The sequence below is a fragment of the Mycolicibacterium iranicum genome (genome assembly GCF_014190915.1).
Taxonomy (GTDB): Bacteria; Actinomycetota; Actinomycetes; order Mycobacteriales; family Mycobacteriaceae; genus Mycobacterium; species Mycobacterium iranicum_B.
This window is the reverse complement of the sequence record NZ_JACHVU010000012.1, coordinates 139,081-161,576: the sequence shown is the minus strand read 5'-3', so window position 1 is coordinate 161,576 and position 22,496 is coordinate 139,081. Positions and strand designations below refer to the sequence as shown.

12 protein-coding genes are annotated in these 22,496 nt (G+C 70.4%); 1 reads left to right on the top strand and 11 read right to left on the bottom strand.

What is annotated here, in order from left to right; all coding sequences use genetic code 11:
• Positions 1-69: 69 nt before the first annotated feature.
• The 4 genes from FHR72_RS26650 to FHR72_RS21935 all read right to left on the bottom strand — a co-directional run bounded on the left by FHR72_RS26650 (position 70) and on the right by FHR72_RS21935 (position 2,234).
• Complete coding sequence (locus FHR72_RS26650; RefSeq protein ID WP_260156170.1) at positions 70-198, bottom strand: hypothetical protein; 129 nt, start codon at positions 196-198, stop codon at positions 70-72.
• Positions 199-367: 169 nt separating this feature from the next.
• The gene (locus FHR72_RS21945) at positions 368-1,072 is read right to left on the bottom strand and encodes a nitroreductase family protein (protein ID WP_183472106.1); all 705 of its coding nucleotides are present in this window, start codon (positions 1,070-1,072) and stop codon (positions 368-370) included.
• On the bottom strand, positions 1,065-1,571 hold the full coding sequence (locus tag FHR72_RS21940; RefSeq protein ID WP_183472104.1) for a DUF2505 domain-containing protein: 507 nt from the start codon (positions 1,569-1,571) through the stop codon (positions 1,065-1,067). The genes FHR72_RS21945 and FHR72_RS21940 overlap by 8 nt, the downstream gene beginning before the upstream one ends.
• Before the next feature lie 12 nt (positions 1,572-1,583).
• Positions 1,584-2,234, bottom strand: a complete 651-nt coding sequence (locus FHR72_RS21935; protein ID WP_183472102.1) for a flavodoxin family protein — start codon at positions 2,232-2,234, stop codon at positions 1,584-1,586.
• A gap of 98 nt (positions 2,235-2,332) precedes the next feature.
• Here FHR72_RS21935 and FHR72_RS21930 point away from each other — a divergent pair, with 98 nt between their 5' ends.
• The gene (locus tag FHR72_RS21930) at positions 2,333-3,163 is read left to right on the top strand and encodes a class I SAM-dependent methyltransferase (RefSeq protein WP_183472100.1); all 831 of its coding nucleotides are present in this window, start codon (positions 2,333-2,335) and stop codon (positions 3,161-3,163) included.
• A gap of 10 nt (positions 3,164-3,173) precedes the next feature.
• Here FHR72_RS21930 and FHR72_RS21925 read toward each other — a convergent pair whose 3' ends face one another.
• Genes FHR72_RS21925 through FHR72_RS21895 form a run of 7 tightly spaced genes read right to left on the bottom strand, consistent with a single transcriptional unit; the run spans position 3,174 to position 22,496 of the window.
• The gene (locus FHR72_RS21925) at positions 3,174-4,430 is read right to left on the bottom strand and encodes a phthiocerol/phthiodiolone dimycocerosyl transferase (RefSeq protein WP_183472099.1); all 1,257 of its coding nucleotides are present in this window, start codon (positions 4,428-4,430) and stop codon (positions 3,174-3,176) included.
• Between the two features lie 39 nt (positions 4,431-4,469).
• Complete coding sequence (locus FHR72_RS21920; protein ID WP_183472096.1) at positions 4,470-5,315, bottom strand: ABC transporter permease; 846 nt, start codon at positions 5,313-5,315, stop codon at positions 4,470-4,472.
• Positions 5,312-6,160: an ABC transporter permease gene (locus FHR72_RS21915; RefSeq protein WP_183472094.1), complete on the bottom strand. Its 849-nt coding sequence runs from the start codon at positions 6,158-6,160 to the stop codon at positions 5,312-5,314. The genes FHR72_RS21920 and FHR72_RS21915 overlap by 4 nt, the downstream gene beginning before the upstream one ends.
• Entirely contained in the window at positions 6,157-7,188 is a 1,032-nt protein-coding gene (locus tag FHR72_RS21910) for an efflux ABC transporter ATPase subunit, DrrA-related (protein WP_183472092.1), read from the bottom strand. The genes FHR72_RS21915 and FHR72_RS21910 overlap by 4 nt, the downstream gene beginning before the upstream one ends.
• Before the next feature lie 18 nt (positions 7,189-7,206).
• Positions 7,207-11,664 carry a type I polyketide synthase gene (locus FHR72_RS21905; RefSeq protein WP_311736229.1) on the bottom strand — a complete coding sequence of 1,486 codons (4,458 nt, stop codon included), beginning with the start codon at positions 11,662-11,664 and terminating at the stop codon, positions 7,207-7,209.
• Positions 11,661-17,063 carry a type I polyketide synthase gene (locus tag FHR72_RS21900; RefSeq protein ID WP_183472090.1) on the bottom strand — a complete coding sequence of 1,801 codons (5,403 nt, stop codon included), beginning with the start codon at positions 17,061-17,063 and terminating at the stop codon, positions 11,661-11,663. The genes FHR72_RS21905 and FHR72_RS21900 overlap by 4 nt, the downstream gene beginning before the upstream one ends.
• Positions 17,064-22,496, bottom strand: coding sequence for a type I polyketide synthase (locus tag FHR72_RS21895; RefSeq protein WP_183472088.1), 5,433 nt, complete (start codon positions 22,494-22,496; stop codon positions 17,064-17,066).

Sequence of the window (22,496 nt, the reverse complement as noted above, 5' to 3'; positions counted from 1 at the left end):
GCCGTCACCGGCTTGACTGTCCTGCCGAACAACCACGGACATTATCGTGCTCCATCTGGCTCATGCAGCTCATACACAAACCATCTGACACGCCCACGCGGCGTTCTCGGCGCGGCTGATCACCCCGGCAGCATCGATGAGATCGGCATCAGAGAGCCCTGCGTACTGCTCAGGCCCCGGCACCGATTCATCGAACATACGTACGATACTACCGATTCAAGACGCCTCTGAGCAGGACTAACAGCCCGCCTGTGGATAACCCCCGACCCACGGGAAACCTGGGGACAACCCACCCACAGCCCCGAACTTTCAGGTAATGGCGCCGGTTTCTGCCAGGCGACAATCCCCTGTTCAGCCCGCGCGGCGACTACCCCGTGCCCATCCAGGGACGGTTGCCGTAGGTGTTGAGGTGCATCACCTCGGCGACCGGTCGCCGGGTCGTGGGGCCGTATCGCCCGCGCGGCCACCCGAGCGGCACGACGCAGCAAGGCGTCACCGATGTGGGCAATCCCAGCGTCCGGCGGGTCGAGGTGACGCTCCACAGCGGCAGCGTGATCAGAGAGGCGCCGAGGCCCATCGCGCGCGCAGCAAGCAGCAGGTTCTGCACGCTCGGGTAGATCGAACCGAAGAAGCCCGACAGCGCGGCGTGCGGCATCGGGACGAACGGGATGCGGCCTTCCTTGGCGCTCAGCCGCAGACACGCCACGATCAGGACGGGCACCTCGGTGAAGTGGTCCACCTGCCACTGCACCGCCCGAGCGGTCTTGGCCATCGACGGGTCCTTCTTCGACACCCGACGAATCACCGCCTGGTAGTACAGGTTCCACGCCTGGCGGTACCGTTTGGCGAGCTTCTTCTTCGTCTCGTAGTCCTTGATGACGATGAATTCCCAGTTCTGACCGTTCGCGCCGGTCGGGGCGTGCAGAGCCACCTCGATGCACTTCATCAGGATCTCGTCGTCGATCGGATCGGGATAGACCCGCCGCACCGCGCGCTGGGTCATCATCACGTCGATCAGCGACATATCCAGCCGGGCAAGCGCTTCGGGTGTCGACGGGGGCATCTCAGCCATGCTGTGCAATCCAATCCGAGGTGAAACGTTGTAGTTGCGGGATCTCGACGACGATCTGGTCGCAGATGACCTTCTCGACCCTCCCCCCGACGAGAGGAATCTTCACCTCCACCGTCCCGCGGAGCGTCAACCGTGACCCGTCCGGCAGCGCCACCAGCGCGGCGTCCCCCGCCCCAGAACCGGGTACGCCGGACGCCGAGATGGTCACGGCACCACTGACTTCACCGGTCTCACTGCGACGCCAGGCCTCCGTGCGCCGGATCGACAGATTGCCGCGGAACACCTTGGTCAACGGTCCCGGCAGCAGATCGTGCCGGAGATCCTGGGTCGTGGCCACGGCCACCGACCCGTCGGCACCGACATCCAATGTGTCCAACGTCGTTGCCCCACCGCCGAACTCGGCGATCCGGGCATGCCAGTAGTTCTTGTCGCCGAAGGCCGCGAAGATCTCGTCGACCCCGGCGGGTGAGTCGGTCTGCACGTCAAAGGGACGCGGCATGACGGGTCCTCCTCAACGCCCGCCGAACAACCGGTCCGCGAGCCTGCCTGCGAACGCACGGGCCTGATCGACCTGTCCGGCACTGATGTTGGTCTTCGGGATCTTCAGGCCCAGGTAGCGATCGCGGTACTCCCCCGACCCCAGGTAGCTGGTCAGGGACAGCATCGACTGGAGCTGACCCCCCGGGTACTCGAAGTGGATGCTGTCGACGAAGCGTCCGCCCTGCTTGTCGGCCAGTTCACGTACGGCCTCCAGGTTTTCGCGCCAGTAGCGTCGGCACACCGTGAACACCGCGTACGGCTTCCCGTCGAGCAGCGGGCCCGCTTCCTTCGATTCCAGGAACGACCGCAACGGCATGCTCACCGTGCGCCACCACGTCGGAGAGCCGAACACGATGAGGTCGTACTCCCCCGCGCGCACCTCGTCGGGCGTGCGGATCTCCCCGGTCTCGCCACGGCCCTGCGCCTTGAATACGCTGAACATGTCAGGCCACACATTGCGCAGCGGGAAACGGGTGAACGGTTCGGAGTACTGGGGATCGACGAACTCGATCGGTGCGATGTGCACCTCGCACCCACGCTCGCGCAGCGTATCGGCCGCCGCGTCGAGCACCTTCTGGGTCTGACCGGTGTAGGAGTAGTAGACGAACAGAACCCGGCTCATCGCGACGTCCCTCTCGACTCACCCGCTGAATACACTTCTGCTCCTTCTGATGTGGGCCTGATTGTTCCCTGGCGGCGTTTGCGCATAGCCTCTGTGGCATGACGGACAAGGTTTCCATCGATCTGACCGGACCGGCGCAGACGATGCTGACGACCCTCTATCTGAAAGCCCTGGACGCGGACTTCGAACGTCCGGTGCTCGGCGACCGCTTCGCCAAAGAGGCGATCGAGCGCATCGACTACGACTGGAACGACCTCGGGGTCACCGGTAGCTGGGCGCCGATCGTCACCGTGCGCACCGCGCAGTACGACATCTGGGCCAAGCAGTTCATCGCCGCCCACGGCGAGTGCACGGTCGTGCACCTCGGCTGCGGGCTGGACAGCCGGGTGTTCCGGGTCGACCCGGGCCCCGACGTGCAGTGGTACGACGTCGACTTCCCCGGTGTCACCGCGCTGCGCGAGAAGGTCTACCCGTCGCGGCCGAACTACCACCTGCTGCCGACTCCGGCCACCGAGCTGTCCTGGCTCGACCAGATCCCGGCGGACAAGCCGCTGCTGTTCCTGGCCGAGGGCATCAGCATGTACCTGACCGAGGACGAGGGCATCGCGCTGTTGCGCCGCGTCGTCGAGCGCTTCCCGTCCGGCGAACTGCAGATCGACTTCTACAACTGGGTGCCCATCCGGTCGCAGAAAACCCAAACCCTGGTCCGCAAAACGGGTTCCACGCTGTACTGGGCGGTCAACAGCCCCCAGGACATCCTGTCCAACGTGCCGGGCACCCGGCTGCTGGCATCGGCGACGCTGTTCGACGCGAGCACCGCATCCCGCGCGTCGAAGCGGTTCAAGGTGCTGGGTCGCGCGGTTCGCGGCGTGCGCCCGCTGCGCAACGCGCTGCAATACCATCGCTACGGGTTCGGGCCCGTCAGCTGACACGGGCCCGTCAACTGACACGCGTGGAGGCCTGACGGGCGGCGATCCCGCGGAGGAGCGTCTCGATCGCCTGCACCGACTTCTCGGGCTCCGGTCCGTGCGAGTGGTATTCGATCATCAACCGGCCTGCGAAGATCTTGCTCGTGTAGATCTCGATGCCGGCGCCGACCGCGAAGTACAGCTCGCCGTGGCTGGCCGAGAGCTCCATGTCGGCGGGCATGCGCATGGGCGGCACGATGCCGTTGTCGGTGAACATCACCACGTCGGGCAGCCCGGGCGGGTTGCCGACGTACTGCGGGCTGAAGTGCAGGAAGCTCTGCTGGATCACGCCTTCGGCGATGTCCTTCTTGAACGTGTCGTTGATGTCGCGTGCGAGGTCGACAACGTCGGTGTCGTGCGCGATCTCGGCGAGGTAGGTCGCGATCCCGACGGGGTTCGTGCACTCGGTCGCCGAGACCGGCGGGGACAACAGGTAGCGCAGGTCGACCGGATACACATACGGCACCGGCACGTTCGGTGACTCCCGCAGCTGCCACTCCGCCATCAGGATCGCCGCCGACAGCAGACTGTTCAGGCCGAGCTTGTTGGCCCGGCAGAACGCGATGATGTTCTCGGTCTCCGCCTCGGAGAGCTTGCAGAACTCCATCGGAACACGTTGCGGCAGAGCCGGATTCTGCTCCGCCGGGGCGCGGCGCGAGGGCGGCAGCTCATAGGCGAACATCGCGGCCAGCAGCCGCTCCAGCCCGGACCGCAGCTTCTTCTCCACCCCGCGATCGGCGAGCACGGACTCCAGGGACACCGGCGCCGAGGACACCGGCGCCGGCCGGGACGTCCCGTTCGTCACGAGGTCGGTGTAGGTGGAGAACAGTTCCTCGACGAGGCTGAACTGGTGGTGGCCATCGGCCAGGCTGTGATGGATGTAGAGCGTCAGGTGCGTCTCGTCGTCGCGGCGCGTCAGCCGCAGGTGGGTCAGCGCGGCCGTCTGGTCGAACAGCAGCGGCGGCGGGGCCGCGTCACCGGTCAGCTCGACGACCTCGAGGCCCTGGTGCATCAGGTCGTCGAGCACGATCTCCCACTTGCCGTCGGGCGTCTGCTCCAGGTGGCCGTTGAGGACCGGATGCGCCTGCAGCAGCGCGTCGAACGCATCGGAGAGCGCGTCGACGTCGACGGTGCCGCGGACATGCGCGGCGAGACCGACGAAGTTCTGCGTCTCGGCGAACATCTCCTCGCTGCGTGCCAGCTTTCGGATGCCCGATGACGGAAACATGAGTGCCAGACTCCCAGGGGTCGAGGTATGGGTGGTGTGTCAGCCGCGCTTGCTGGCCCTGCGGTAACCGATCGCCAGCGGCACGGCGCAGACCGCGGCGATACCGGCCGCCCACAGCACCGACAGCAGCACGGGTTGGGCGATCGGGCCTTCCAGGGACAGGCCCTTCATCGCCTCGATCGTAGTGCTGACGGGTTGGTTCTCCACGAACCGCTGCAGCCACTCCGGATACTGGTCGAGCGGGACGAACCCGATCGAGAAGAACATCAGGATCGCGATCACGATCTCGGTGGCCTGTGGGGCGATCGTGCTGGAGCTGAACAGCGCGAGCGTGAGCACCGCCGCCGACAGCGCCACCCCGAACATGGCCGGCATGAACACCCACGCGATCGCCGCCGGCACGCCCTGCTCGAACCGGAACCCCAGGGCCAGCCCCACGCACATCACGACCAGGGTGATGACCACGATGCGGACGAAGTCCGCGGTGAGCCTGGCCAGCAGCCCGGATGCGCGGTGCACCGGCACCACCCAGAATCGGGACAGCAAACCGACCTCGCGTTCCCGCATGATGCCCACGGCGCCGATGATCGCGCCGGTCATGCCACCCACCAGCGCCACGAGCGGCACCTGGCCGTAGAGCCCGCTGTGCCCGGTGACCTGCTCGATGACGTCGCCCAGGACGATGTCCAGCGCGGCGAGGAACACCGCGGGCATCACCAGCGACTGCACCAGCGTCGCCGGATCGCGGCTCCACCGGCGCAGGATCCGCGCGGTGAGCACGGCGACCTGCGGGATCAGCTGCTTGGGCGAGTTCTCCCAGATCTTCTCGCGGCGGTGTCTGCCGCCGGGGCGGTAGGGCGCGCCCACCGAGGACTGCACGGTCATGAGCGCCGCCTCCTGCTGACCACCGCGTGCAGCGCCAGCGCCACCACGATGCACCCGAGCGCCCAGAGCACGCCGGGGCCGAGCACCGACCAGGTCGCCGCCGGGGCGGCGTCGGTGGTGTCGCCGGCGAGCGCCTGCAGGCCGTAGACCCATTGCGACAGCGGCTGATTGCGCACGAAGCCCTGGATCCAGTCCGGGAAGCGCTCCACCGGCTGCAGGCCCACCGACGCGAGCCCGAGGGTGAGCTGCGGGATCAGCATCATCGGCGCGGTGGCCTCCGGGTTCTGCGTCGCGACACCGATCAGATCGCCGATGACCGCGAGGGCCGCGCCGATCAGCAGGACCAGCGCGATGAACCCGACGGTCTCGACCACGCCGCCGTGCAGGCGGAACCCGATGACGTAGCCGCAGGCCACCGAGACGGCCAGCGCGATGCAGCAGCGGTACATGCTCGCCGTCATCCGCGACGCCAGCGGGGTCATCGCCGGAATCGGCATGGCACGAAAGCGCCGGTTGATGCCCTGCACCGAGTCCGTCGCCGACCGGAACGCCGCCGAGATCGCGGCGAACCAGATCGCCTGCAGCACGATCAGCGGCGTCAGGTACTGCGCGTAGCTGCTCAGCGGCTGGACCGCGCCCATCATCTGCTTGAGCGGCAGGTAGTAGCCGATGGTGAACACGATCGACCCGACGATCTGGGTGGCGAGTTCGCCGTTGCGCAGCGTCGGGATGATCATCCGGATCGTCAGCACCCACCACTGCTGGATCGCCGAGACCGGTGGCCGGACACCGTGGGGTATCGCGGTCGGCCGGGGGGCGGCCGTCACCACGGACTGCTCGGTCACGCGTACGCGTCCGCGGCGACGCGGTCGTCCGAGTCGTCCTCGATGCGCTTCGGGTGGTCCCCGGTCAGCGCCAGGAACACCTCGTCCAGCGACGGCCGCCGCAGGGCGATGTCCATCAACTCGATGTCGGCCTCGCTGAGCAGATGCAGCGCCTGCATCAGCGTGTTCGGTCCGTCGGGGGCGGGCATCGAGATGCGGTCCGAAGTGTCGGTGATCGCCGCCCGGTTCGCGTCGGGCAGCAGCGGCCCCAGGACGCGGGCCACCTCGCGCAGATCGCCCATGTGGCGCGGGACGATCTCGCAGTACGTGCCGCCGGTGCGTTCCTTGAGCTGGTCCGCGGTGCCCTCGGCGATGACGGTGCCCTTGTCGATCACGATGATGCGGTCGCTGAGCAGGTCGGCCTCCTCGAGATACTGCGTGGTCAGCAGTGTCGCGATCCCGGCCTCCTTGAAATCGGTGACCAGCTCCCAGATGGCCTGCCTGCTGCGCGGGTCGAGACCCGTCGTCGGCTCGTCGAGGAACACGACCTCGGGACGGACCACCAGCCCGCACGCGATGTCGATGCGGCGCTTCATGCCGCCGGAGTAGTTGCCGACCGCGCGGTCGCCCGCGTGCACCAGGTCGAACTGCTCGAGGAGCTCCTGGGCGCGTTCCTTGGCGACCTTCTTCTTCAGCCCCTGCAGGCGGCCGAACATCAGCAGGTTCTCCCGGCCCGTCAGCAGGTCGTCGAGGGCGGCGTGCTGACCGGTCAGCATCAACGCCCGGCGCACGCCGGCGGGGTCGCTGACCACGTCGTGGCCCGCGATCAGCGCGCGGCCGCTGTCGGGCTTGATCAGCGTCGAGAGGATGTTCACCGTCGTGGTCTTGCCGGCGCCGTTGGGCCCGAGCAGTCCGAGCACCTCGCCGCGCTCCACCTCGAAGCTCACGTCGCGCAACGCCGCGACCGAGCCAAAGGACTTCTTGATCCCGGCGACGACCACCGCTTTGTCTTGGCCCGGCTTCTCGCCGGCCCTGCCCACGCTGGACATGCGCTCCCCTCTAACCGCTCATGACAGATCGACCAGGGCCAGCTCGTCGCCGGCCGCGTCGCTGTCCTCCTCGGCGAGCGCCTCCCTGGTCACGTCCAGGATCGCCGCCGAGTATTGCCGGGCAAAGGATTCCACATCGGTGGGCCCGAGCCGCCGATTGTCGTACCACCAATCGACATGCAGTACACCCGCGGTGCGGTAGACCCGGACCTCGATCGCGTGACCCAACCCCGGCAGCGCATCGCGGATCGGCATCGCCGTGTCGGCGTCGAACCGCACGGGTGCGTCGTCGGGCTGCTCGGCCGGCAGGTCGGGAATGGTGCCGACGTGCGAGAACAGGATGTCGGCGGGCCGGTTCGCGCCCAGCGTCCGCGCGGTCGGCGCGTAGAGGTAACGCAGCAGGCCGTAGCCGATGCCGTAGTGCGGCACCGCTTCCAGCGTGTCGTGCACCTCCTGCAGCGCCTGCGCCGCGCCGTCGTTCCTGCGGGCGTTGAGCACCACCGGGTGCAGGGTGGCGAACAGCCCCACCGTGCGCTGCAGGTCGACGTCGGGCTTGAGCACCGAACGTCCGCGCCCGCCGAGATCGACGGCCACCGCACCCTCGCCGACGGTCGCCGCGACGGTCCGCGCCAGCGCCGCCAGCAAGATCTCCTCGACGGGCAGCCGCAGCCGGCGCCGCGCGTCGTCGACCTCGCCGGTCTCGGCGGCCGACAGGGACACCGAGAGGCGCACCAGGTCCTCGGACCCGGGACGCCCCACCTGCTCGCCACCGGCGATGCTCAGCGTCGGCGTCGTCGCGCTCTGCAGCCAGTAGTCGCGACTCTCCAGCACCGCCGGATGGCTCGCCAGCCCCGCGCACCGCTGCGACCACTCCCGCCACGATGCGCCGACCGGCGCCAGCGCGATCTCCTCGCCGGCCATGCGCTGGTTGAACGCGGTGAACACGTCGGTGAGCAGCACGTCGCGGGACGCGGAATCGCCGGCGATGTCCCCGGCGACGCCGTGCAGGCTCAACGCCAGGTACGACGGGGCGCCGGACGCGCCGCGGATGAACGTCGCGGTCAGCGGCACGACGATCTGGTGCTCGCGGACCTGCTCGTCGAGGAAGCCCAGCACCGCCTCGCGCTCCTGCGGACTGCCCACCGCCAGGCCGGCAGGCAGCTGCCGGGTCACCAGCTCGGTGAACTCGCCGGGCTCGCCGATGTTCTGGTCCCAGGTCCCGGCCCGCTCGACCAGGTGCACGCGCAGTGCGTCGTGCACCTCGGTGACGGCGGTGAGCACCGCGCGCACGTCGTCTTCGCCCACATCGGCCCGCAGGCCGAGGATGACCGGGATCCGCCAGCGGCCGATGTCGCGCAGGCCGTGCTCCAGGAAGTACGCCACGTTCGGCGGCACCGGCGGATTGACCGTGTCGTCGAGCACCTGGCGCGCGAGACCGCCCTCGGCGTAGCGGGCCGTCAGCACCTTGGCCAGCGACGCCACCGTCTGGTTCTCGTAGAGGTCCTGCGGGGTGAGGTCGAGACCCTCGTGGCCGGCGGTCATCGCGACGCTGATCGCGATCAGCGAGTCGCCGCCGATCTCGAAGAAGTTCGCGTTGCGGTCGATGCTGCCGACGCCGAGGCACTGCGCCCAGATGCGCTGCAGCGACGTCTCCACCGCCGACGCTCCGCCCGCGGTGGCCGGTGCCGCCGCCGCCGAACCCGGGGCGGCGGGCCCGGAGCCGTTCGCGCCGTTGCCGGCCCATGCCGCGCCGGCGTTGTGCTCGACCCAGTGCCGCTGCCGGGCGAACGGATAGCCGGGCAGCGTGACGAGGGTGTGCCCGCCGGCGGCGTCCTGGTCACCCTGATCCCAGTCGACGTCGACGTCGGCGGCCCACAGCTGGCCCAGCGCGAGCAGGAAGGTGTCGTGGTCGTTGCGGTTCTGCGCCTGGTGCCGCATCAGCCGGACCGCGCGGTGGCGTTCCGACCAACGTGGGTGGCGGCCCGCCGAGGACGTCAGCGTGCCGCCGGGTCCGACCTCGACCAGCACGCGGTCCGGGGTGCTCAACAGCAGGTCGAGCTCGTCGGCGAAGCGCACCGTGGCGCGGATCTGGCGGGCCCACGTCGACGGGTTGGTGGCCTCGGCCGCCGACATCGTCGTGCCGGTGACGTTGGACAGCAACGGGATCTGCGGTTCGCGCAGGGTCATCCGCGACAGGAACGCGCCGAACTCGGCGACCACCGGATCCATCAGCCGGGAGTGGAACGCGTGCGAGGTGCGCACCCGACGGGCCGCGACGCCCTTCTCGGCCAGACCCGCCTGGAACGTCCGGATCGCCTCGTCACTGCCCGCGACCACACAGCTGCCGGGGTCGTTGATCGTCGCGACATCGACGTCGGCCGTGAGGTGTTCGGCGACCGCGTCGGCGCTCAGCGGGACTGCGACCATGACGCCTCGCGGCGCCGCGTGCATCAGCTTGGCGCGCATCGAGACGACCTTCACCGCGGTCTCGAGGTCGAACACCCCCGCGACGGTCGCCGCCGGGTATTCCCCGATGCTGTGCCCGGCCATGATCGCGGGCTCGATGCCGTAGGACCGGATCAGTTCGGCCAGTGCGTACTCGACGGTGAACAGGGCGGGCTGGGCCCGGTCGGTGTGCTCGAGGTTGCGCCCGACGCCGTCGAAGATCTCGGCCCGCAGGTCGTAACCCTTGGCGTCCCTGCCCATCTCGTCGTTGAAGGCCGCGACGCACTCGTCGAAGTACCGGGCGAAGACCGGTTCGCTGTCGTAGAGACCGCGCGCCATCCCGAGGTGCTGTGCGCCCTGCCCGGGGAACAGGAAGGCGATGCGGTCCTCGGAGCGCTCCCCGTCCGGGACCGCCTGACCGATGAACACGTTGTCGGTCTCGGTGGCCGACAACACGGTCGCGGCGTTCTGCTGGTCGTGGACCACCGCGGCCAGCCGGATCGGGTCCTTGCGCCTGCGGGTCAGCGTGTACGCGGCGTCCGGCAGGCTGACCTCGTCGACCTCGGCGAGTTCCGCTGCCAGCGACGCACGCGACTGATCCAGTGCCTCTTCGGTTTTCGCCGACAGCACCAGCACCTGCGGACGGGACGAGGGCGGGGCCGGCGCCGTGCTCGTCGCCGGCGCCTCCTCCAGGATGATGTGGGCGTTGGTGCCGCCCACGCCGAACGAGCTCACGCCCGCGCGGCGGATGCCGTCGGACTCCCACGGCCCGTCCTGACTGCGGATGCGGAACGGTCCGCGGTCGATGTGCAGTTCGGGGTTCGGGCTGGTGTAGTGCAGCGTGGCCGGAATGGCCTTGTGCTCCAGGCACAGGATCGCCTTGATCAGGCCCGCGATGCCCGCGGCGGTCTCCAGGTGGCCGATGTTCGACTTCACCGAGCCCAGATAGCAGGGCGCACTGCGGGTTTCCTCCGACAGGTCGAACGCCTGGCGCAGCCCTTCGATCTCGATCGGGTCGCCGAGCGGGGTCCCGGTGCCGTGGGTCTCGACGTAGGTGATCGTCGACGCGTCGACGCCCGCGATCGCGTGGGCCTCGGCGATCACCTCGGCCTGACCGAGCGCGTTCGGGGCCGCGTAGGTCATCTTCGTGGCGCCGTCGTTGTTCAGCGCGGAGCCCCGGATCACGGCGCGGATGCGGTCGCCGTCGTCGATCGCGTCGGGCAGCGCCTTGAGCACCAGGACACCGACGCCGCTGCCGAACACGGTGCCGTCGGAACGGACGTCGAAGGGCCGGCACTGACCGGTCGGCGACACCATCGAGCCCTGCTCGTACCAGTAGCCGACGCGGTTCGGGATGCGCAGCGACGACCCGCCGGCCAGAGCGATGTCGCACTCGCCGTTGAGGATCGACTGGCAGGCCAGGTGCACGGCGACCAGCGACGACGAGCACGCGGTCGCCACCGACAGCGCGGGACCGCGCAGGTCGTAGTGATGGGCGACGCGGGTCGCCAGGTGGTCCTTGTCGTTGGACAGCGACAGGCTGACCATGTCGAAGCTCGCGCCCTGCCCGATCACCATCATCGGGTCGTAGTTCGACATCAGGTTGTGCAGCAGGTAGCCGCTCGTCGAGCTCGTCCCGAAGACACCGACCGTGGCCTCGAGCTCCTTGGGGTCGTAGCCGGCGTCCTCGAAGGCGTGGAACACCGTCTGCAGGAACAGCCGGTGCTGCGGATCCAGCGCCCTGGCGGCCGACGGGGTGAAGCCGAAGAACTCCGCATCGAATTCCTCGATGCCGGTCATCAGCGCGGCGCGGCGGATGTAGGAACGGTTGGCCAGCGTCCGCTCGGTGACGCCGGCGGCGATCAGGTCGCCTTCGGACAGGTCGACGATGGACTCGACCCCGTTGCGCAGGTTGCGCCAGAACGCCGACACCGACTCGGCGCCGGGGAACCGGCCGGCCATGCCGATGACCGCGATGGCGTTGTCGGGGACGTCGGTGTCGGAGGCGGCGTCGGCCTGTGAACCCGTCACGATCGTGGTCCTACTTTCCGCCGCGATGCGGCTCGTTGACGCGCCGCGGCACGTTGCTGTGCGCGATCGCGCAGTGCGTTCGGACGTTCGGAGCTGTCCTCTTCGGCGAGACCGAGCTGGCGGATCAGGTCCAGTGCCACATCGCTCAGTGTGGCCCCCTGCAGCAGCAGCGCCACGGGCGGCTCCACCCCGAAGTCGCCCCGGATGGTGTTGCGCATCCGCACCGCCATCAGCGAGTCCAGGCCCATCTCGGTCAGCGGCTTGGCCGTGTCGACGGCGCTGTCGTCGGAGTAGCCCATGACACCGGCGATGCGGCGGCGCAGTCGCGCGACCACCACGCGGTTCACCTCGGCGGCGTCCATGCCCTTGAGCGCCTCGGCGCCCTCCCAGTCGTCGTCGGCGTCGTCGACGTCCAGCTCCCCCACCAGGTCGGCGAAGAAGCCGATCTGACGGATCTCCGGGAACGCCGCTGCCGCACGGTCGAGGCGCAGGCGCGCGATGCCCACCCGCGACAGGCCGGCGGCGAGCACACCGCCGAGAGCGTCCACGCCTTCGTCGGGCGAGATGGGGTCCAGCACCGAGAACCGCAGCGAGCTGGCCAGACCGACGTCGGCCCACTGACCCCAGTTCACCGTGATCGCGGGCAGCCCGGCCGCGGTACGCCAGGCCACCAGCGCGTCCAGCCATGCGTTGGCGCATGCGTACGCGGACTGGCCGGGCGATCCGAGAAGGGAGGCGACCGACGAGAAGCCGACCCACCAGTCGAGGTTCTTACCGACCGTGGCCTCGTGCAGACGCCACGCACCGGCGGCCTTCGGCGCCCAGATGCGCTCCACGGTCTCCCGGGTCAGGCCGACGACGAGTTCGTCGTCGAGCACGGCCGCCGAGTGGATCACGCCGCGCAGCGGCCTGCCGGTCTCCTCGGCCGCCGCGACGAGCCGCTGGGCGGTCCCCGTCACGGCGATGTCGCCGGTGACGACGGAGATCTCGGCACGGTGGGACAGTTCGTCGAGCACGGCCTGGGCCTCCGGCGAGGCGGCGCTGCGGCCGTTGAGGACCAACCGGCCCGCGCCGTTGTCCACCAGCCAGCGCACCACCGCGAGACCGACGCCGCCCAGGGCGCCGGTGACAACGTAGGAGCCGTCGCCGCGCACCACGAGCCTGCCGGGCGTGGCGGGCAGCTTCGCCCGCGACAGCCGCTCGACCAAACGGGCGCCGTCGCGCCAGGCGATGACGTCCTCGGTCCCGGCGGCACTCCCGGACGCCTCGATCTCGGCGGCCAGGATCGCGGCGACATCGCCGTCGGCACCGACGTCGAGCAGCGTCGTCTTCAGGTCGGGATGCTCGTAGGCCAGCACCCGGATCAGCGCCTTGAGGCTGCCGACGCCGGGATTGCCGCCGCCGTCGGAATCGCCGACGACCAGACCGCCCCGGGTCACCACCCACAACCGCGGCGGCTTGCCGTGCCAGCTGCCCACGATCGTGCGGACCGTCGCGGCGATCTCCCACATCGCGTCCTGTGCCGCGGTGAGGTGCGCGTCGGCGCCGGTTCCGTCGAACTCCGGCACGTCCACCAGCACGACGACGCCCGCCGGCGGCAGTGCCGCATCCGAGGTCGCGGCGGCGAAGCCGTCGCGCGCGGCGGTCTCGTCGGCGAGGTCGGCCGTCTCGACGTGCCGCTGCGGACCGGAGAAGCTCTGCGCGAACCGCTGGGCGGCCGCCAGGTTGTCCGCACCCCCGGCCAGCACCAGCCAGCTGCCGGTCGCGGTGCCTCCCGACGGCGCCTGCGTGACGGCCCAGCGTGAATCGAAAATCTTCTGCGACAACGGCAGTGGCACCGTCCGGCGCTGGATGCGCTTGAGCGCCACGTTGTCGACCTGCGCCAGCACCGTGCCGGTTTCGTCGGTCAGCGTGACCCGGCCGACGGCGTCTCCGCTGTCCTCAGCCACGCTGACCAGCTCGGCGCGGCACTTGGCCCGCCGGCCGATCTCCCCGAACACCCGGACCGACCCGAAGCCGACCGGCAGATAGGTGACGTCGTTGGAGTCCGACAGCGTCTCGTCGCCCATCGCGGCGGCCAGGCCCTGCAGGGCCGCGTCGAGCATGACGGGGTGCAAGGCGACCCCGCGGTGCGGCGTGGCCTCGTCGGGCAGCACGATCTCGGTGTCGGCCTTGCGGTCGGCGCGCACGATCCGTGTCAGCGCGGCGAACGCATGGGCGTGATGAGCGCCGGTGCGGCGCAGCGCGGTGTAGAAGTCCGACGGGGAGACGGGTGAGCCGTCGCCGAGCGGTCCCGGCTTGGCCGGGGTCGCCGGCTCGGCTGCGCGGAGGGTGCCCGCCGCGTGCCGGGTCCACGTACCGGCCTCGGAGCGGGAGTGGATCTCGACGCTCAGCGCGCCGTCCTCTCCGCGCGACACCTGGGTGGTGAGCTTCGTGTGCTCGTCGAGGGGCAGCATCTCCTGCACCTCGACGGCCACCTCGACCCCGGTCGCGGGCAGGTCGAGCGCCTCGCGGGCCGCGGCCAGGGCGATCTCGGCGAAACCGGCGCCCGGCATCACCGGCAGGCCGTGCACGATGTGGTCGGCCAGCCACGGGTGGGCGTCCAGGCCCACGTCGGATTGCCAGACGTGGCCGCTGCCCGAAGGCAGTTCGACATGCAGACCCAGCAGGGGGTGCGCACCGGCGAACTGCTGGTTGGCGGAGCGATCGGCCATCCAGTAGGCCGTGTGCTGCCACGCGGTCGCCGGCACCGACACCAGCCGGCCCTCGGCACCCTCGGGGGCCTTCGCCGCCGGCGGCGCGACGGCGGCCAGCTGGGCGTGGAACGCCAGCGTCTCCGGGTGGTCGCGGTTCACCGTGGCGCCGACGTGGAATCTGCGGTTGGTCGACTGCGCTGCCAGCGTGTCCGAGATCGCGTGTGCGAGAAGCGGATGCGGGCTGATCTCGATGAAGTTGCTGTTCTCCGCGCTCGCCTCGTGGACAGCCTGGCTGAACCGGACCGGGTTGCGCAGGTTGGCCGCCCAGTAGTCGGCCGAGTACAGCGGCGCGGACCCCGTGTAGGCGACCGTGGACACCAGCGGGATCTTCGGCGCGGCCGGACGCAGGTAGGCCAGCGCCTCCTTCAGCTCGGGCAGCACCGGGTCGATCGTCGGATGGTGCGAGGCGACGTCCACCTCGACACGGCGGGCCAGCTTGCCCTGGCCGTCCACGATCGCGATCAGCTCGTCAACCTGCTCGGGCGGGCCGGCGACCACACACTGCTTCGGCGAGGCGTACACCGCGATCGTGACGTCGGGACGGTCGGCGATCAGCTTCTCCGCCGCCTGCGCGTCAAGTTCGAGCAGAGCCATCGCGCCCTGTCCGGACAACCGCTTCATCAGCCGTGTCCGGGTCGCGATGACGTCGAAGCCCTCGGCCGGGGTCAGCGCGCCCGCGACGACAGCCGCGGTCGCCTCCCCCATCGAGTGACCGATGACCGCGTCGGGTTCCACCCCGTAGGACCGCCACAGCTGTGTCAGCGCGAGCTGCATGCCGACCAGCACGGGCTGGATCCGGTCGATGCCGGTCACCGGCTCGCCGGCCTCCAGGGTCTGACGCAGCGAGAACCCGACTTTGTCGAGGAAGGCGGGTTCGAGTTCGTCGACCGCCGCGGCGAAGGCGGGTTCCTCGGCGAGCAGCGTCTTGCCCATCCCGGCCCACTGCGCACCCTGGCCCGAGTACAGGAAGACGGTTCCCTTGCCCACCTTGGCGTCGTGGGCGCCCACCACGCCGGCGGCCTGCTGGCCGGCGGCCAGCGCGCGCAGACCGGTGACGGCCTCGGCGTTCGTGCGCGCACTCACGGTGGCGATGGTGTGGTGGCGGCTGCGGTGGTGGTTGACCGTGAACGCGACGTCGCGCAGCGGCGCGGAGGCGCCGGCCCCGTCGAGCCAGTCGGCCAGCGACGCCGCGGAGGCCGCGACCCGGGCCGGGGTCTTGCCGGACACGACGAGCGTCTGCACCGTGGGTGCCGCGGCGGGGGCGTCGACAGGCTCGGGGCCCTGCTCCAGGACGATGTGAGCGTTGGTGCCGCCCATGCCGAACGACGACACGGCCGCCCGGCGCGGATGCTCGGTCCTGGGCCAGTCGGCCTTCTCGGTCGGCACGAACAGCCGCGTCGACGACGGGTCGATCGTCGGATTCCACTTCTCGAAGTGCAGGTTCGGCGCGATCGCACCGTGCTGCAGCGTCAACACGGTCTTGATGAACCCGGCGATGCCCGCGGCGGCCTCGAGGTGGCCCATGTTGGTCTTGACGGCGCCGAGCGCACACGGGCTCTCGCCCTTGCCGTAGACGGCGGCGAGGGCGTCGAACTCGATCGGGTCACCCAGAGACGTTCCGGTGCCGTGTGTTTCGACGTAGTTGACGGTGCCCGCGGCGACGTCGGCCGAGCGCAGGGCGCGCGCGATGACGTCACGCTGCGACGGTGCGTTGGGTGCGGTGAGCCCGTTGGAGCGGCCGTCCTGGTTGACCGCCGAGCCGCGGACGACGCCGAGGACGCGGTCCCCGTCGCGTACGGCGTCGGTCAGGCGCTTGAGCACCACCACGCCGGCACCCTCGCCGCGCACGAAGCCGTTGGCGCGCGAATCGAAGGCGTAGCACTTGCCGTGCGGGGACAGCATGCCCCACTTGCCCAGCGCCAGTTGGGTTTCCGGGCGCAGGCTGAGGCTGACACCGCCGGCCAGCGCGAGGTCGCTCTCGCGCATCCGCAGGCTCTGGCACGCCAGGTGGATCGACACCAGCGACGACGAGCACGCGGTGTCGACGGCGACCGCGGGACCCTTGAGACCCAGCAGGTAGGCGATCCGGCCGACGGTGACGCTGTGGGCGTTACCGGTCGCCGAATACGCGTCGATCGTGTCCGGGTTGCCGGCCGATGCGCTCTGGTACTCGTTGTAGTACACACCCAGCATCACCGCACCGCGGATCTCGCCGACGGTGTCGGGCGCCAGCCCCGCGTTCTCCAGGGCCTCGTAGGCGACCTCGAGCACGACGCGCTGCTGCGGATCCATCGCCGCCGCCTCGCGCGGAGTGATGCCGAAGAACTCGGCGTCGAAGCCCTGCATGTCGTCAATGTAGGCGCCCCACTTCGAGGGCATCCGGCCCGGCGCCATCGGGTCCGGGTCGTAGTAGGCGTCGCCGTCCCACCGGTCGGCGGGGACCTCGGTCACCGCGTTGGTGCCGGATTCCAGCATGGTCCAGTAGCTGTCGGGCCCGGTCACCCCGCCGGGGAAACGGCAGCCGATCCCGACGACCGCGATCGGCTCCGCGCCGGCGACCCGAGAGGCTTTCTCGAACTGCTCGGAGAGCTTGTCGCGCTGCTCGGCCGACATCGCCGAGATCCTGTCGAAGGTCGTTTTCATCTACAGTGAGCCCTCACTGCCGGCATTGGCCGACTCCACGGAAGAGGATTCGATGCTGTCGAACAGCTCGTCGAGCAGCCCGAACGAGTCGGATTCGTCGTCCTCGGGCACCTCGGGTTCGGCCTCCTCGACGGCCTGCTGCTGAGGTGCCAGCAGGTCGGCGACGAAGTCCGACATCTGCGAGATCGACGGATGGTTCCACAGCATCGTGGCGGAGAGGTCGATACGGACCAGCGCCTTGGCGTCCCGCAGCAGGTTCATCGCCATCATCGAGTCGAGACCCAGCTCGGGGAACGGGATGTCGAAATCGACGGCGTCGTCCGGCATCCCGAGTTCACGGGCCAGAATGCTACGCAGCCGCGTCCGCAGCTCCGCGACCGTCTGCTGACGGTTCATCGTCGACCAGTCGATGAATTCGGCTGTCTGCGAAGCGCTCTCGCCGGTGACCGGGGCGGGTGCGGACTCCACCGGCGCATAGGTCAGGCCGCGCATGTCGACCCACGTCGCACCTTCGGGACCGCTGATCAGGACGTCGACGACCAGGGCGTCGCCCGAGCCGTCCCGCCGGTACACCTCGACGACGCCCCGGGTGCCCGCCGATGCGTCCACCACCAGGCTCTCGGCGCCGGCGGGAAGCAGCAGCTGCGCGTTGTCGGCGTCGGCGAGGCGCGCCACGTGCACCGCGGCATCCACCAGGGCAGCGGCCGCGGAATCCGAGGACTCCGGCAGCTCGACGTCCGCGCGGGCACCCGCAGCGGTGGCCATGCAGTCGCTCACCGTCCAGTGGAACGGCTGGCCCTCCACGCCCCACGCGCTCTGCATCTCGGCGATCGACGCCCGGTCGAACGCCTTGCCGCGGGGGGTCTGATCCCCCGACGGGGCGGATGCCGCCGGTGCGTCGGCGAGCGTGGCACTGGCATGGCGCGTCCAGCGCTGCTCGGGTGAATCGGGGCCGGTGCTCGACCACACGGTCAGCGCCGTGCCGTCGGCGACCACATGGATCGCCTTGGGCTGATCGGCCACGATCGGATACTCGAACCGGACGTCGGTCACCGCGCCGCCGAGGCGGTCTGCGGCCGTGGCCAGGGTCTGCAGAAGCACCGACACGGGCACGACCTCGACGCCGCGCACCCGGTGCGCGACCGGGTAGGACCGCTCGCCGGGCAGGACGCGGGCCCGCCACAGGTGGTCGTGGGCCGTGCCGTCGACCGCATCCCCGAGGACCGTGCCCCAGGCCGGGGCCGGAAGGCGGTCGAGATCGGCGCCGTCGCCCGGAGCGTTCACCAGGTGGTCGAGGACCTTGACCGCGGCCCGCATCCGGTAGGCATCGGCCAGGCGGGCCCAGTCGGCACCGGCCACCACGGTCTGCACCGCGGCCTCGGGGCTCAGCAGCGCGGGCAGCATCCGGATCGCGATGTCGTTGGGCATCGGGTCCAGGCCGGCCGCCTTCATCTGCGGCTGCGCATCCGCCCAGGACTTCCACAGGCCCCAGTCGATGACCGTGGCCGGGAGGCCGAGTGCGCGCCGGGCGTAGGCGAACGCGTCGGCGAAAGCATTGGCCGCCGTGTAGTGGGCGACGGCCCGCGAACCCAGCAGGCCGGTGATCGAGGAGAACAGCACGAACCGGCGCAGCGGGGTGCGCAACGACAGCTTGTGCAGCACCGCCGCGGTGTCGACCTTCGACCGGAACATCGGGTTCAGGTCGTCCTCGGTCATCTCCGACAGCAGGGCCTCGCCGCCGGCCAGGGACGCCACGTAGACGCCCTCCAGCGGGGGCAGATCTGCGCCGAACCGCGCGAACACCTCCCGCATCGAGGATTCGTCGGCCGCGTCGGCGGCCACCTCGACCAGCGTGGTGCCCCCCGGGGCCAGCTCGGACGCGAGCTCGGTGAGCTGTCCCCCGCCGCGGCGCGACACCGCGACGATCGTCGACGCGCCCATCTCGGCGAGCTGGCGGATCAGGTACGGGCCGACGTTTCCGGTCGCGCCGATGACGAGGTGACTGGTGCCGTTCTCCAGCCGCGTCAACGGCACCGATGGCAGCGGGCGCGGCTCCAGGCGCGGCACCCGGCGCTCGGCGCCGCGGTAGACCGCCTGGTCGTCCCGGTCGGTGGCGTCGACCGCGGCGGCCTCGGAGCGCAGGTACTGCGCGAGCAGCTCGTCGGGCAGCGCCTCGTCGACATCGACGATGCCGCCCCAGAACTCGGGGTGTTCGAGGGCGAGCGTGCGCCCCTGGCCCCACAGCACCGCGTGTGCGGGATTGGCGCGGTCGCCGTCGGCCACCGGCTGTGCGTTGCGGGTGACGACGAACAGCTTCGGCGCGTCGGCGGTGGCAGCCAGCGCGACCACGAGCCGGCGCAGCTGATGGAACACCGCGTAGCCGGGTTCGGCGTCGAAGCGCCGCGAGGTCACCGCCGGGGCGTACACCACGTGGTCGACACCGGGCAGGGCCGCGCGCAGCGCGTCGGCGTCGTCGAGAACCGACAGCGGCAGCGCCGTCGAACCGGGGCCGAGAAGCTCGGCCAGGTCCGCGCCCGCGTCGTCGGTCAGGACCAGCCAGGACACGTCGGGCCCGCCCTGCGGCAGATCGCGGACTGGCCAGCTCAGCTGGTGGAACCACTCGTGCTTCTCGCCCTCGGCCGCCCGCACCTCGGATCCCGCGTGCTGCAGGGATTCCTGGGTGGCCGACGACGCGGTGTGGATCCAGTGGTGTGCGTGGTGCCACGGGGTGGGCGGCAGCTGGACGCGGTGCCCGCCACGCTGCGGCGTCTTCGGCGGACGCACCGTGTGCGCCGCGTTCAGGTTGGTGTGGAAGGTGACGGTGTCGTTGGCGTCGCGCTGCAGCGTGCCGATGCTGCGGTGCGGGCCGGTGAGCGTGTCCTTGATCGCATAACCCAGCAGCGGGTGCGGACTGACCTCGACGAAGATCGACTTGTCGGTTCCGGCGGTGGCGACCGCGCGGGCGAAGCGCACCGGGTTGCGCAGGTTGGCGACCCAGTGGTCGGCATCGAACACGCAGGTGCCGTCGGTGGGCCGCTCGTCGGTCGTCACGATGACCGGGATGCTCGGCGTGCGCGGCTGCAGGTCGGCCAGTTCGGCGCGCAGGTCGTCGAGGATGGGGTCGATGATCGGGTGGTGCGAGGCTACGTCGACGTCGACGCGGCGGGCCAGCCGGTCCTGCTTGTCGACCACGGCGATCGCGGCGTCCACCTGATCCGGCGGGCCGGCGATCACGGTCTGGTGCGGTGACGCGTAGACCGCGACGGTCAGGCCCGGGTAGCCGGCGATCAGCTTCTCGGCGGCCTCGGCGTCGAGCTCCAGCAGGGCCATCGCGCCCTGCCCGGACAGCCGTTTCATCAGCCGCGAGCGGGTGGCGATGACCTTCAGACCGTCGGCGGGGCTCAGCGCGCCCGACACCACCGCGGCCGTGACCTCGCCCATCGAGTGGCCGATCACCGCGTCGGGCTTGATGCCGTAGGACCGCCACAGCGCGGTCAGCGCGAGCTGCACACCCACCAGCACCGGCTGGATGCGGTCGATCCCGACGACGGTCTCACCGGAGGTCAGCACGTCGCGCAGGGAGAACCCGGCCTGGGCGACGAAGTCGGGTTCGAGTTCGTCGACGGCGGCGGCGAACGCCGGCTCCTCGGTCAGCAGCCGCTTGCCCATGCCCGCCCACTGCGAACCCTGGCCGGAGTACAGGAACACCGTGCCTGTGCCGAGGGCGGGATCGTTCGGTCCCACCACGCCGGGGGCCGGGTACTCCCCCGCAAGTGCGCGCAGACCGGCGATCGCCTGGTCGCGATCGGCGGCGGCCACGGTGGCGAAGCGGGTGTGCTGAGCGCGACGGTGGTTCAGGGTCTCCGCGACGTCGGCCAGGCTCACGCCCGCCGCGCCGGGGGTCTGCAGCCAGTCGGCCAGCCTGCCGGCCAGCGAGGCGATCCGCGCCGGCGTCTTGCCGCTGACGACGAGGGTGGAGACCGGCGGGTCCTGGTGTGCGCCAGGGCTTTCGGTGTCAGGAGCCTGTTCGATGACGATGTGGGCGTTGGTTCCGCTGACGCCGAACGACGACACCGCGGCGCGGCGCGGACGGGTCTCCGCGCCGGCGGGCCAGTCCAGGTGTTCGGAGGCGATGCGGAACTTCGACGCCGCCTCGCCGGCCTGCGGGGTCAGCTTCTTGAAGTGCAGCTGCTTGGGGATCGACCCGTGGTGCACGCTGAGCACGGTCTTGATGAACCCGGTGACGCCTGCGCCGGATTCGAGGTGGCCCATGTTGGTCTTCACCGAGCCCAGGACGAGCGGATCGGACTCCTTGCGGTCGCCGTAGACGGCCGCGAGCGCGTCGAGTTCGATCGGGTCGCCGAGCGAGGTGCCGGTGCCGTGCGCCTCGATGTAGTCGATGTCCGACGGCGCGAGCCGCGAGGTCTCCAGCGCCTTGCGCATCAGCTCCTGCTGCGCCGGGCCGTTGGGCACCGTCTGCCCGCTGCTGGCGCCGTCCTGGTTCACCGCGGAGCCCCGCACGACCGCCAGCACGCGGTCGCCGTCGCGCTGGGCGTCGCTGAGGCGTTTGAGGACCACCACGCCGGCGCCCTCACTGCGGACGTAGCCGTTGGCGTCGGCGTCGAAGGTCTTGCACAGGCCGTCCGGGGCCAGCATGCCCCAGCGCGAGCAGGCGATGTTGTTCTCCGGCGACAGGATCAGGTTCACCCCGGCGGCCAGCGCGTGGTCGCTCTCGCCGCGGCGCAGGCTCTGGCAGGCGAGGTGGATCGACACCAGCGACGACGAGCACGCGGTGTCGCTGACGACCGCGGGGCCGCGCACACCCAGGAAATAGGACAGCCGGCCGGCGGCGAAGTTCGGCGCGTTGCCGAACGGGATGTAGGGGTCGATGTCCTCGGGGCGCAGCTTGCCGACCACCGAGTGGTAGTAGTCGTTGGTCGTCATGCCGATGAAGACGCCGGTGGCCGAGCCGCGCAGCGTGCGCGGGTTGATGCCGGCGTGCTCCAGGGCCTCCCACGCCACCTCGAGCAGCAGGCGCTGCTGCGGGTCCATGGCCGCGGCTTCCCGCGGGGCGATCGAGAAGAACTCGGCGTCGAACTCGTCGGGCTGCCAGGACGTCAGGAAGCCGCCCTCGCGGTTGCAGATCGTGCCGGGCACGGTGTGGTCGGGTGAGTAGAACTCGTCGGCGTCCCACCGGTCGGCGGGCACGCGGATGACCCCGTTCTCCCCGTTGGAGAGGAACTCCCAGAACCGGTCGGCGTCGCCGACTCCACCGGGCAGCCGGCAGCCGATGCCGACCACGGCGATCGGCTCGGTCTCGGCCTTCTCGGCCACCGCCAGCCGGGCGGTCAGGTCGTCGATCTTGCGCAGCGCCTCGGTGATGATCGCCCTGCGATCGGGTGTGGCGGGTGACGCGGAGGACGCTTGGGTCAT